General features: G+C 37.3%; 11 protein-coding genes and 1 tRNA gene. 7 read left to right on the forward strand and 5 right to left on the reverse strand.

The features are described from left to right. Positions 1-933 precede the first annotated feature (933 nt). Together gcvP and H6F39_RS15270 are read right to left on the reverse strand one after the other, a co-directional pair. A complete protein-coding gene (gene gcvP / locus H6F39_RS15265) occupies positions 934-3,846 on the reverse strand; it encodes an aminomethyl-transferring glycine dehydrogenase (protein WP_190396963.1) in 2,913 nt (970 codons plus the stop codon). Between the two features lie 116 nt (positions 3,847-3,962). Next, a complete protein-coding gene (locus tag H6F39_RS15270) occupies positions 3,963-4,865 on the reverse strand; it encodes a rhodanese-related sulfurtransferase (protein ID WP_190396964.1) in 903 nt (300 codons plus the stop codon). 77 nt (positions 4,866-4,942) lie between these two features. On the opposite strand from H6F39_RS15270, the gene H6F39_RS15275 reads away from it, so the two are divergent. Next, positions 4,943-5,015, forward strand: a tRNA-Ala gene (locus H6F39_RS15275). 111 nt (positions 5,016-5,126) lie between these two features. Here the strand turns inward: H6F39_RS15275 and H6F39_RS15280 are convergent. Then, the gene (locus tag H6F39_RS15280; RefSeq protein ID WP_190396972.1) at positions 5,127-5,756 is read right to left on the reverse strand and encodes a DUF938 domain-containing protein; all 630 of its coding nucleotides are present in this window, start codon (positions 5,754-5,756) and stop codon (positions 5,127-5,129) included. Between the two features lie 164 nt (positions 5,757-5,920). Here H6F39_RS15280 and H6F39_RS15285 point away from each other — a divergent pair, with 164 nt between their 5' ends. Next, positions 5,921-7,330 carry a 1-acyl-sn-glycerol-3-phosphate acyltransferase gene (locus H6F39_RS15285; RefSeq protein WP_190372588.1) on the forward strand — a complete coding sequence of 470 codons (1,410 nt, stop codon included), beginning with the start codon at positions 5,921-5,923 and terminating at the stop codon, positions 7,328-7,330. Positions 7,331-7,449: 119 nt separating this feature from the next. On the opposite strand, the gene H6F39_RS15290 is transcribed toward H6F39_RS15285, so the two are convergent. Continuing rightward, positions 7,450-7,875, reverse strand: coding sequence for a Fur family transcriptional regulator (locus H6F39_RS15290; protein WP_137906304.1), 426 nt, complete (start codon positions 7,873-7,875; stop codon positions 7,450-7,452). 188 nt (positions 7,876-8,063) lie between these two features. On the opposite strand from H6F39_RS15290, the gene H6F39_RS15295 reads away from it, so the two are divergent. The 5 genes from H6F39_RS15295 to H6F39_RS15315 all read left to right on the forward strand — a co-directional run bounded on the left by H6F39_RS15295 (position 8,064) and on the right by H6F39_RS15315 (position 12,619). Continuing rightward, positions 8,064-8,636 carry a peroxiredoxin gene (locus H6F39_RS15295; RefSeq protein ID WP_137906305.1) on the forward strand — a complete coding sequence of 191 codons (573 nt, stop codon included), beginning with the start codon at positions 8,064-8,066 and terminating at the stop codon, positions 8,634-8,636. Between the two features lie 241 nt (positions 8,637-8,877). Continuing rightward, positions 8,878-9,138, forward strand: a complete 261-nt coding sequence (locus H6F39_RS15300; RefSeq protein ID WP_137906306.1) for a hypothetical protein — start codon at positions 8,878-8,880, stop codon at positions 9,136-9,138. Between the two features lie 354 nt (positions 9,139-9,492). Next, positions 9,493-9,753 carry a hypothetical protein gene (locus tag H6F39_RS15305; protein ID WP_190396965.1) on the forward strand — a complete coding sequence of 87 codons (261 nt, stop codon included), beginning with the start codon at positions 9,493-9,495 and terminating at the stop codon, positions 9,751-9,753. A 604-nt stretch (positions 9,754-10,357) separates the two neighbouring features. Then, a complete protein-coding gene (locus H6F39_RS15310; protein ID WP_190396966.1) occupies positions 10,358-11,521 on the forward strand; it encodes a phosphotransferase family protein in 1,164 nt (387 codons plus the stop codon). A gap of 15 nt (positions 11,522-11,536) precedes the next feature. Then, positions 11,537-12,619 carry a T3SS effector HopA1 family protein gene (locus tag H6F39_RS15315; protein WP_190396967.1) on the forward strand — a complete coding sequence of 361 codons (1,083 nt, stop codon included), beginning with the start codon at positions 11,537-11,539 and terminating at the stop codon, positions 12,617-12,619. Positions 12,620-12,691: 72 nt separating this feature from the next. Here H6F39_RS15315 and H6F39_RS15320 read toward each other — a convergent pair whose 3' ends face one another. Next, positions 12,692-13,480 carry a peptidylprolyl isomerase gene (locus tag H6F39_RS15320; protein ID WP_137906311.1) on the reverse strand — a complete coding sequence of 263 codons (789 nt, stop codon included), beginning with the start codon at positions 13,478-13,480 and terminating at the stop codon, positions 12,692-12,694. Positions 13,481-13,497: the final 17 nt, after the last annotated feature.

Raw genomic sequence — 13,497 nt, forward strand, 5'->3', positions numbered from 1 at the left:
TTCCTCAATATGGGCTGCAACTATTTTTTCTCGGAGATCCACTGAATATGCTTTCATGACAGTATTATCTTTATTATTACTAACTGTACCTCATAACTTCGGAAACTGCTGTATGGCTAACGCCACGCTTCGCTATCAGGATGTAGTTGTTTGATTGTCTATAAAATATAGAGATTTTGGGATGATAGATAAGTTATCAGTTAAATTATCCGCTGTTACTTCTTGACTATTACTGTAACTGTATTTTATCATCTTTCAATATTCACAGATAATTCATCAATAACAATCCTGTACATCCTAAAATCCTGGACATCCTGATTCAGACAATGACAATTTCCACATCCCACCAATAATCTACAAATCACAATCCTGTAAATCCTAAAATCCTGGACATCCTGATATGGCTTGCGCCACGCTACGCTATCAGACAATTACAATTTCAGCATCCCACCAACAACTTACAAATTACCATCCTGAAAATCCTAAAATCCTGGACATCCTGATATGGCTTGCGCCACGCTACGCTATCAGACAATGACAATTTCAGCATCCCACCAATAACCTACCAAATTACCATCCTGTACATCATAACCAGGATTGGAGGATTTTCAGGATGTAATTTTTTTATTGTTTAAGAAAAATGGCGATTTTTGGATGATAGATAATATACTATATACTGTGGTTATAATCGGGGGAAATTATGACATATATTGCAATGTTCGCACTTTTTTGTTTAATAGGATCTTTAGCTGGGGCTGTTCCTGTTGTTTTAACCCCCTATTTTTTTTGGGGTTCTTTAGCGATCCTTATCATATCAGCACAATTTAGTTCTGATAAATGGCCGTAGGGTGTGTTAGCACCAGCGTTACGCACCATTTCAATAAAAAAATCAAAACGGTGCGTTACATTTCATTAACGCACCCTACAAATTAACTAACTATAAGCCTCCATTGGTAAACAAGAACAAACAAAATTCCTATCCCCAAAAGCAGCGTCAATTCTCCCCACACTTGGCCAGAACTTATATTCCTTACTCCAAGGTGCAGGATAAGCAGCTTGTTCACGGGAATAGGGATGTTTCCACTCACCAATAATCAAACTTTCCGCAGTGTGAGGGGCATTTTTTAAAAGATTATCGTGAATGTCCATTGTACCAGATTCAATTGCCGCAACTTCCTCACGAATCGCAATCAAAGCATCACAAAATCTATCTAATTCCTGTTTAGATTCGCTTTCCGTTGGTTCGACCATAATTGTCCCAGCAACAGGCCAAGAAACAGTAGGTGCATGAAAACCATAATCCATTAACCGCTTCGCAACATCATCAATTTCAATCTGCGCTGATTTCTTCAAAGTTCGCAAATCTAAAATACATTCATGTGCTACTAAACCATTTTTTCCCTGATACAAAACCGGATAATATGACTCTAATTTCTTAGCGATGTAATTAGCATTCAAAATGGCGATTTTGGTTGCTTGTGTCAACCCATCAGCACCCATCATGATAATATACATCCAGGAAATCACTAGGATACTCGCACTACCCCAAGGTGCAGCAGAAACAGCGCCAAAAGAGTGCGGAGTGCGGAGTGCGGAGTGCGGAGTAAAATCTTCATTGTTATTTATTCTCACCACAGAATGTCCTGGTAAAAAGGGGACGAGGTGGGAAGCGACACCAATGGGACCCATACCGGGACCACCACCACCATGGGGAATGCAGAAGGTTTTGTGTAAGTTCAAATGACAGACATCTGCACCAAAATCACCAGGACGACAAATACCCACTTGGGCGTTCATATTAGCGCCGTCCATGTAAACTTGTCCACCGTGAGAATGAATTACTGCACAAATTTCTTGAATTGCTTCTTCAAATACCCCATGAGTTGATGGATATGTCACCATTAAAGCTGCTAATTCATGACTATGTTTTTCAGCTTTGGCTTTTAAATCCTCAACATCAATATTACCATGATCATCACAAGCAATTCCCACAACTTTCATTCCACACATTACCGCACTCGCGGGATTTGTACCGTGTGCAGATTGCGGAATTAAACAAACGTTTCTGTGTCCTTCACCGCGACTTTGATGATATTCATGAATTACTAAAAGTCCCGCATATTCTCCTTGAGAACCTGCATTGGGTTGTAAGGAAATTCCCGCAAAACCTGTAATTTCTGATAACCATGCTTCTAGTTGTTGGAACAGGATTTGATAACCTCTGGTTTGGGAAATTGGCGCGAAAGGGTGAATTTTGCCGAATTGTTCCCAAGTTACGGGAATCATTTCCGCAGTTGCGTTTAATTTCATGGTACAAGAACCCAAGGGAATCATTGAAGTTGTTAATGATAAATCCTTGTTTTCTAGTTGATGTAAATAACGTAATAACTCGGTTTCTGAATGGTAACGATTGAAAACTGGGTGGGTGAGATATTTACTTTCTCGTGATAATTGAGCATGAGAAATTGGTAATCCTTCCACAGTAAAAGGTAATTGATCTTTGAGTGCGAAAATTTGCCAAAGGTCAATTAAATCTGCTTCTGTGGTAGTTTCATCTAAGGAAATACCCACGGTGGAATTATCAAAAATTCTCAAGTTGATATTTCTCTCATTCGCAGCGTCGAGAATTGCTGCTAATTTGGTATTTTCTAATTCTACCCGCAAGGTATCAAAGAAGTTTTCCGAAGTGATTTTATAACCTAACTTTTTCAGTCCTGCGGCTAAAGTTGCGGTTAATTGATGAATATTTTGGGCGATCGCTCTGAGTCCATCAGGTCCATGATAAACTGCATACATACTCGCCATCACTGCCAATAAAACTTGGGCTGTGCAGATATTACTGGTGGCTTTATCTCTGCGGATATGCTGCTCACGGGTTTGTAAGGCTAAACGGTAGGCAGGTTTACCATGAATATCTTTTGATACCCCCACTATCCGCCCTGGAACTAAGCGTTTATACTCTTCCTTGGTGGCAAAATAAGCAGCGTGTGGTCCCCCAAAACCCAGGGGAATACCGAAGCGTTGGGTACTACCTACGGCAATATCAGCCCCTAATTCACCGGGGGGTGTGAGTAATGTTAAACTTAAAGGATCTGCGGCTATTGTCACCAATGCACCCTGAGCATGGGACTTTTCTATAAAGTTGCGGTAGTCGTAAATTGTACCATCAGTTGCGGGATATTGCAGAACTGCACCAAAGATAGTTTCGGTAAAATCAAAGGTTTGATGATCACCGATAATGATGTTTATGCCTAAAGGTTTAGCGCGTGTTTGCAATACATCAATGGTTTGAGGATGACATTCACGGGATACAAAGTAGTTATGAGATTTATTTTTGCACACACCATAACTCATACTCATTGCCTCTGCGGCTGCTGTGGCTTCATCAAGTAAAGAAGCGTTAGCAATTTCTAAATCGGTCAAGTCAATGATCATAGTTTGGAAGTTTAACAACGCTTCTAAACGTCCTTGGGCAATTTCTGGCTGATAAGGGGTGTATGCTGTATACCAACCGGGATTTTCTAAGATGTTGCGTTGAATGACCGCCGGGGTGATACAATCATAATACCCCATGCCGATAAATGAGCGATAAACCTGATTTTTATCGGCTATTTGCTTTAATTTTGCCAATGCTGCATATTCGCTTTGTGCTGGTGGTAATTTCAACTCTTGCTGAAAACGAATTGCCTGTGGTACTGTTTTATCAATTAAGTCATCAAGGTGGGAAAGGCCTAATGTATCAAGCATTTGCTGAATATCATCAGGGTTTGGTCCAATGTGTCTTTGTGTAAAGTTACCCAATTTTTGATTGGTTTTCGGTTGAGTACGGGTAAGATTATCTACCACAAATTGTTCTCCAAGGATTTATATCTTCATATATTGTAATGATTACTTTTGGATCTTAGGGTTTTTGCTAGATTTTTTGCTAAATATTGATTTTGTTTCGCGCAAAAATCTAAAGGTTAGGTGTTGGTTGAATTTGTGAGTTGGTATTGTTTCCATTTTTCTTGTTGTCGTTTTCTTTTGTCTGGTGTTAGACTGTGGAAACAGTGGGGGCAAGAAATTCCCGCTTCATATTCAGATGATGATTTATCTTCGTCGGAAATGGGGTTTCCACAACAAAAGCATAATTCATGACTTCCCGGTTTTAAGCCATGACGGACAGCAACTCTTTCGTCAAAAACAAAACATTCTCCTTCCCATAAACTTTCTTCCTGGGGGACTTCTTCTAAATATTTGAGAATGCCGCCTTTGAGGTGATAAACTTCTTCAAAGCCCTGAGAAAGTAAATAAGATGATGCTTTTTCACAGCGAATACCTCCAGTACAAAATAAAGCCACTTTTTTATGTTTGCTGGTATCAAGATGCTTTTCTACATATTCGGGAAAATCTCGGAATGTCTGAGTTTGGGGATTTTCTGCACCCTTAAAAGTCCCAACCGTGACCTCGTAATCGTTGCGAGTATCAATAACAGTGACTTCGGGGTGAGAAATTAAATCATTCCATTCTTGAGGTGTGACATAAGTTCCCACTTTTTCATTCGGGTTAACTTCTGGTATTCCCAAAGTCACAATTTCTTTTTTTAAGCGGATTTTCAGCCGCTCAAAAGGGGGAAGTTCGGCATAAGATTCTTTATATTCTAAATCTCTAAACCGCGAGTCATGACGGAGAAAGGCTAAAACCGTATCAATTCCCTGACGAGAACCAGCAATTGTACCATTAATTCCTTCGGGAGCGAGTAATATAGTTCCTTTGATATCCTGTAACTGACAACAATTTAATAAGGGTGTTTGCAGTTGGTTATAATCAGGTAAACTGACAAACTTATACAATGCAGCAACGACTAAAAAATTTTCTTGGTTCATGGTCTTGACAAAATAATCATAAGAGTTTACGATGGTCTAGTTATATAATTGCATTTTTCGTATTAAAAACAGGGCTTGGGGGTTTAGCTCAGTTGGTAGAGCGCCTGCTTTGCAAGCAGGATGTCAGCGGTTCGAGTCCGCTAACCTCCATTTATTTGCGAAATATGTAAATATGTCCCACGCAAAGGCGCAAAGAGTCAAGGTAGATAGATTGCGTGGCGTAGCCATATTTTCCGGTTTCATATTTCAATTCAGCAAGCCCTAATTATGTTTAAATATTAGCGAAAGGTTATTTGCTGGCATGGGGTGAGTTTGGTGCAATATCAAATTTTGTGCTTCAGCAGATTTAACCACGTCCTCTAAATTACGGACTCCCCAAGCTGTATCTTGTGCTTGTAAAGACTCATCAAAAGCAGTGTTACTGGGTGCTGTATGTTTTCCATTTTGTTTATAAGGACCATACAAATACAGTATACCGCCTGGTGGCAAAATCCGTCCAGCCCCTGCCATTAGTCCTAAACAAGCAGACCAAGGCGAAATATGAATCATGTTAATGTTTACTATAGCAGAAATCGGTGGTTCTGGCAATGGCTGTTTTTCTACAGGCCATATTAGTAAATTGGCATCTAAATCTAGGGGTGGTTTAAGATGATCACAGGGGAGATATTCAGACCACGCCATAATACTAGCACGCAGTTCTGGGTTGGGGTCAGATGGTAGCCATTGCCGGGGTGCTAAGTGTTGGGAAAAAAATGCAGCGTGTTCACCTGTGCCGCTGGCTACTTCGAGTATTGTCCCATTTTGAGGTAATATCTGTAAAAGCACTTCTAGAATGGGTTCGCGGTTGCGCTGGGTCGCGGGGGCAAATTTCCGCCAGTCTGGTGTCATAATTAGATGGGGGGGTGTTTGAGAAATATTGGACGAATATAATATGGTAATATGGCTTCGCTACAGGGGAACGCTACTACACAGGCCAAGGCCACCTGGGTGGACAGGTTTTGTCTGTGTAGATGCGATTTCTAATCGCTTTTTTCGCTACACCACAGGAGAACAACTTGCCTAAATCTATTCATTCTACCCAACCACCGCTCAAGTTTATTCCCCAATGTCATAATCCATTGGTTGTAAAAATTGTATCTTGGTTTTTGCCCTTGATTTTGCGGGTGAGAACTAGACCTTGGCTACCTGCGGGTATTGTGAATATTCAAGCTAAAAATGCCGAAGTCCTAGCTGAATTGTACCATGAATTTCAGGCTGGTAAAGTCCGATTTTTAATTGCTTTTCGTCACCCGGAGGTAGAAGATCCTCTATCTATGTCATATTTGCTATCACGGATTGTCCCTAAAGTGGCGCGAAAAAAAGGTATTAAGCTCAAATATCCACTTCACAGCTATTTTATCTATGAACGGGGGATGACAATCTGGGCAGGAAATTGGTTAGGATGGTTATTTTCTAGACTTGGTGGTATACCTATACGTAGGGGAAAACGCATAGATAGAACGGCTATTAATAAGGCAAGAGAATTATTTGCAACCGCAGAGATGCCCATAGCGATCGCTCCTGAAGGTGGTACAAATGGACACAGTAGTATAGTCAGTCCCTTAGAACCTGGTGTAGCCCAGTTGGGTTTTTGGTGTGTGGAAGATCTCAAAAAAGCTAACCGTGAAGAACAGGTTTTTATTATTCCGATTGGGATTAAATATAGCTATGTGAACCCACCTTGGAAAAGAATAGATTGGCTATTATCTAAATTAGAACTTGATAGCGGTTTACCTGTTAGGAAAACTAGTGAAATTAGCCAGGAAAGGGAAGAAATTTTATATCAGCGGGTGGTGGATTTATCTGAATATCTAATTTCGGAAATGGAGGAATTTTATCGGCGTTTTTATCATCAAGAATTTCCAGAAATTATAACTTCCGAAATTCCCACAAATGAAATTTTAATTACTAGATTACACCGATTGATGGATACAGCTTTAAAAATTGCAGAACAGTATTTTAATATCCGGCCTCAAGGTAATTTTATTGATAGATGTCGGCGTTTAGAAGATGCTGGTTGGAATTATATTTATCGGGATGATATCGCTGATATTCAAAGTTTATCACCTTTCCAACGTGGTCTAGCTGATTGGGTAGCCCAAGAAGCAGATTTGAAAATGCAACACATGAGAATTGCTGAAAGTTTCGTCGCGGTCACTGCTAATTATATTCTAGAAAAACCAACCCCAGAAAGATTTGCAGAAACGATTTTATTAATGTTTGATATGTTGTCTCGCATTAAAGATTCTACCTTGCCAGGCAGGCCGCGTTTAGGTTGGAAACAAGCCATGATTTCTGTCGGTGAAGCGATTAATATTAATGAAAGATGGGAAAATTGTCAAGGGAATAAACAAGCTTTACGAAAGGGTGTAAGTGATTTGACCCAGGATTTACAGATGATTTTGGAGGGGTTAATTAAGGATTAGTTTCTCCCTCCAGACCCATAAGGTAGACCTGTAGCGGGCATCTTGCCCGCACCACAAGGGTTTGATTATTCATGTTTGGACTTCATTTACTCACAATCTAATTATACTTAATGGCGGCATTAAGTACCATTACCGCAGATATCACAGATTCCTTCAACTGTCACTTCATACCTTTCTACTGTTAACCCCTCCCGCAGTTGACTGACATCAATACCGGGAAAAACATTCCAGTTAATGTCTTCAATCGCACCACAGCAGGTACAGCGAAAATGATGATGGGGCGCTACATTGGCATCATAACGAGATATTCCCTCTTGTAATAGCACTTCTCGCACTAAACCCGCTTCACGCAGTGCCTGAAGCGCCGCGTACACCGTAGCTTGGGAGGAAGTCGGTGCTTCCTGGTTTAAGTCTCTCAAAATTTGATCAACTGTAGGATGATCTTCCCTTGCTAATAGGTTGGCATAAACCCCAAATCTTTGGGGTGTGACTCTCAACCCTCTACTTTTCAGGGTTTTGATAATATCATTAGCTTTTTGCTGCATAGGATTTACTTGATTATATAAAGATATAGACCCCTATTATAACTTTTCCTTTTTCAGAATTAAAGCTTTTTAAAAAATACATTATAAAATAAGTATTTATAACTATTGACAAATTCCTAAATCAGAATTATTCTGATTTATAGGCTAAAGACACGAGTTAAAATCTTCCATCTAAAAAAGAGGTATTTATGACTGCTATTACTCACGTTCCAAATGTAGTATTCAAGACTCGTGTTCGGGATGAATCTGTACCTGGACCCAATCCTTACCGTTGGCAAGATGTAACCACTGAAGAGATTTTTGGTGGTAAAAAGGTAGTATTATTTGCTCTTCCCGGTGCGTTCACCCCCACCTGTTCTTCTACTCATTTACCTCGCTACGAAGAACTATTTGCAGAATTCAAAGCGCAAGGTGTTGATCAGATCATTTGTTTGTCAGTTAATGACGCATTTGTTATGTTCCAATGGGGTAAACAACAAGGTGCTAAAAATGTCTTCTTGTTACCCGATGGTAGTGGAGAATTTACCCGGAAAATGGGAATGTTAGTTGATAAATCTAACATCGGTTTCGGAATGCGTTCTTGGCGTTATGCAATGGTTGTTAATAACGGCGAAATTGAAAAAATGTTCGTTGAACCTGGTTTTGAAGACAACTGTGGTAGTGACCCCTTTGAAGTATCTGATGCTGATACTGTTCTTGCTTACCTCAAAGGTGTAGAACGTCCTAGTGAAGTTGCACCTCGGTTAGCATTTGTTGGTTAATTAGTAAAGTTAGAAATTTCTAACTGGCGATAGAGGTTGATATTTTTAAACTATATAAGGCGAAGGAAGTTAGATAAAACTTCTTTTGCTTTTTTGTTTTCATAGACAAAACACCCTTAATTCTGTCTAATAAATTAGCTGAAAATCATCTGTTTTGTCAGATACTATTCCAAAATATAAGTAGGGGATAAATTGATAGTTTTATTCCAGGGAATAAAGTATTTCAGGAGGTCAAACAATAGTGAAAATCATAATTTCCGAATTAGGAAAAAAGATTCCAGAACCGATTCTGGATGAACTAACACTTTGGGAAATGAAAAATATCAACGGTGGTTACATGACCAGAAGAGATATGGCAAGATATAACATGACCAACAGCAACAATACTACCAATACTAATGATTTTTCCACCATGCTCAAAGAAATAAACAGTAGTATAGCGCAATGGAAAATAACCCTCGAAGATACAACAGATACTCTCGGAATTAACTTTAATTTTTAAAAGATGCTGTTGTAAATTGAATATTTTCCTTGCTTTCGTGTATTTTCAGATGTTTTAATCTGAAGATACACGATTTTCTTATTTAGTTACAGCAGATTTCAACTTTGTCAGGCACAAAAATACCCCACTTTGCTAGGGGGAGGGTGTAAGGGTGTGGTTCATAAACCTAAAATAGGCTGTAACTTAAACTAGGAAGTTAACTTTTAATAAAAGACAAAATTCATCTATTTGTGTCTTTTTTACTAGGCTCAAAGCCTTGATTTTTCTATTTTTCTTAAATAAAAATAGGGGTAACAGTTAAGAAAACACAAACTTAACTGACTCACAAGTCCCATTTACAAAAACAAGGAAATTATGGCAAGTATTACTCTTTCCCAATTAAATGTAACTGGTTCTGAACTATTCCAAGATTCTGAAAGTTATCTTAATGATCTCAATGATGCAAGTTCTGTAGCCGTACATGGTGGTGGTAGTTATAATAGCGGCTTTGGTGAATATGGCGATTTTGGTGTGAAATACCTTGAATACTTAGTTGATGGCTATGCGATCGCTAGTATTAAGCATATAGCTAAATCTTTTAGTCATAACCCCTCTGCCCCCAGCGTCGTCATCTAGTAATAATTCCCTAGCTTTGTAGTTGACTACAAGGCGAATTTAGCAATCCTCAAGGAATTGTGAACACAGATATAGATGTTGGGTGACGACGTGGTTTAGTGATTTAGCTGTAAGCATTATCAATTAATTACCGCGTCACTAGCGAATCTGTAGGGTGTTTATAACTTCTACAAAGATTGCTATATAGTTATCCAGGATTAAAAAGTAAAAGAAACAATCTATTACTAATAATCCTGGATATTTAATAAGATTGGTGTAAGGATTCAGGACTGTGGGTAAATTAATTTACAAAAATCAAAAGTTAATTTTTGTAAAGGTAAGAAATGGCAAGTATTAGAATTTATGTTCTACATAATTCCGAGGAAATAAAGTTTATTAACGATCTGAATAATATGGAATTATTATCTTTGTTTGGTGGTGAGGATAATGATGTTAATCAAATATTTTATTACGGTGTTAAGGGGCTGGCATTTATGTAGTCTATGCTATAGAGAGCATTTTGTTCTTAACAAACAAAGTGAGAAACTTTTTGTGATCTTTGAAATAACACAACCATTTTATTGCGGCTATCATTGACTTATTTCACATATTATCATCAGCAATTATGCCATTTCTCATCAGTTCTAGCAATGTGTTTGATTACCTAATTAAACACAAAATTTGTCATCCACAAGATAATTCAATCACTAAAATAGAGCTAAAACCTGCTAAAAACTTTAACTTATTAATTAGTTTAGCAGATGGTCGTCAACTCTTAGTAAAACAAGAGCGTCATGATCAAAATGGTAAAACATTGGGTGAATTTATAGATGAATGGAGAATTCATGATTTTTGTCAAAAATTCCCAGAAATAAAGCATTTACAATCATCTTTTTCAGAAGTAATTCATTTTGACTTAGAAAACTCCATCATTGTTTTTAATTACCTAAATCAATATCAAGATCTAGCAGAATTTTACGCTAAAGATCAGATATTTCCTGTGGAGATTTCCCAATTAATTGGTACAACTTTGGCAACGGTGCATGGCTTAACAATAAAGAATAAAAACTATCAAGAATTTCTAGAAAATTCTCTTCAGCAGCAAAATATTACCAAAGGATTAGATAGAATTACACCACAAGTATTTGGTCAAGTTCCTGCTGATGGTTTGAAGTTTTTTTCTCTCTATCAACGTTATGATAATTTAGGAAAAGCAATTAAAGAATTGAGTCAGGTTTTTACTCCTTGTTGTCTGACTCATAATGATCTCAAGCTCAATAATATTCTTTTATTTTTGAATTGGGAAACAGAAATTGAGCAAAAACTAATAGGAAATCAAAATATCATCAGATTGATTGATTGGGAAAGAGGTAATTGGGGAGATCCTGCTAATGATTTAGGCACAATAATTGCTAGTTATTTACAAATTTGGTTGTATAGCATAGTGCCTAATAAAAGCATACCCATTGAAGAATGTTTGCGTTTAGCTGCTGTGCCGTTATCAATGATTCAACCTTCTTTATCAACATTAGTTAGTAGTTATTTAAATACCTTTACAGCAATTTTAGAAACTCGTCCAAATTTCTGCCAATTAGTCATGCAATTTAGCGGTTTAGCATTAATTAGAGCTATTCAAGCTAGAGTTCAATATGAAAAAATATTTGATAATTCTAGTATCTGTATGCTCCAAGTTGCTAAGAGTTTATTATGTCGTCCCCAAGCATCTATTCCCACCATTTTGGGAATGGAATTTTCAACAATAACTTCTAAAAATTTATCTCTTGTTTAGAGAAGGAAAGCTTTTATGCAAGTATTAGATTCTATAAAGAGTCAACTTTTCCAATTACCAAAGGAATTACAAACAGCACTGCAAAATATTGTTGATCATCTGGAAATTGAATCATTTTATTCAATTAAACATCCAGAATACAAGTTATTTGAATTGCCAGAATCGGTAATCTCTCGCTTTAAAGATTTACCCTTGGATATTCAACATAAACATTTGAGTATGCAATTGCGTAATTTTCTTTATGGTGCTTATTATAACGGTTCTTGGAATGATTTTTCTACCGCTGATTCGCAGATAAATAACCTCAGTAATAATAGCTTATTTGGCATAGATTTGGCTTTTTATGAACGACTACATACCAGTAATAAGGGTATAGGCTATTGGAGTCAAGATTGGTTAGTAGTTAATGAAGAAGCTGATGGATCTTTGGCAGTCCACAAAAATGGTTTAACTTTACATATTGAGCGTGATTTGTACTTATCAGAAGTTGATAAGTATGCTACTGTCGGTAACTTAGTAGCGATCAAAATGCCAAAGAATTTAGTTCAAAATGGATTTTATATGGCAGCATCTAATTTAGGAACTGAAGATAATCAAGATATTCTGAGAATTTACTTTAATGTATCACCAGAAGGTGCATTATCAGTGATGGAAAATATAACTACAGAACTCAATAATCTGCCAGTTGCTTTCTCATTTAAAGCCCTATATAGTCCTGATGAATATAAACGTTATGATTCAGCCGTCCTATATTTCAATAAACATGAATATAAGACTATTTACCCTATATTACAAAAGGTATATTTAGCAAATCAAGAGATTTTTTCTCCACAAGTACCGTTATTTACTAAGCCACTAGCTCCAGGATTGAGTTGTGCTGAAGAACCAGAAAATAAATTTGGTGAAAAAGAAAGTTTTGGTACTCATCGTTGTCAAATTATTGCTAATGGTTTAATTGCTGCTTGGCAAGCAGATCAAAATGATTCAGAAAGTCGAATGACGGCTATTCTTGAACAATTTGCATTACAAAAAATTAAATTACAATATCCTTATCTTAATACACATTCACAGGATATCTATACCCCATTAGATAGATAGTTTTCCTGAATATTATCTCATAACAAGATCCCTGACTTGTTAAAGAAGTCAGGGATATAACTCTTCTCAATTTTAACTGGCTTTACTCAATATTTCTGCTGGAGAAGAGGAAAAATTGAGACTTGCTCCTAATGTGGCGACAATCTTTAATTTATTAACTTGATCTTTTAACCAATTAGTAAATAAATCGCCAAGGATTTGTACACGCATTTGTTCATTTAATTCCGGTTCAATTATTTCTTCAACTATAATGATATGCACTCCTTTTGGTGTAATTACTGGTTTAAGAATTTGTGGGGGATTAGCTGCAAATACTAGAGAGGCAATTTCTGGTCTAAAATCACTACGTTTGCGGATACCTTGATATCCTCCAGCGCGTCTTATTTCGGGATTTTGGATATATTGACGAGCGATTTCTTGAAAACTAATTTCTCCTTCTTGAAGAGCGTAAAATATTTCTAAGGCTAAGTCTTCATCATCCAATATCACTTCATAGGTAACGGCGGCGCTGTAATTAAGTTGATGAGCATAAAAGAATGGTTCAACTTTCTCAGCAAATAAATGATGAGCTAATTTTGTCGATAAGATATTGAGATGTGCTATTTCTTCAAAATTATCTAAGGAAAGATAATGTTTCTGTAACCATTCCCAGGTTTCTTCAGCTTTAATCAGTCTATTAGCTAATCGTAAACTATCTGCGGACTGTTGTAGTTCTGCTGTTTCGACAGTAATCCCTGCTTTTTCAGCCGTTTCAGTAATAACTTTTCTAGTGGCGATCGCTTCTAATAAACTAGGGATTTGACAAGATATTTTTAGATGATAAATAATATCTTCATTGGATATTTTTAAAATATCTGACATGGCGTAATTCCTCGATT

The organism is Dolichospermum sp. FACHB-1250, assembly GCF_014696335.1.
GTDB classification, from domain to species: Bacteria; Cyanobacteriota; Cyanobacteriia; order Cyanobacteriales; family Nostocaceae; genus Dolichospermum; species Dolichospermum planctonicum.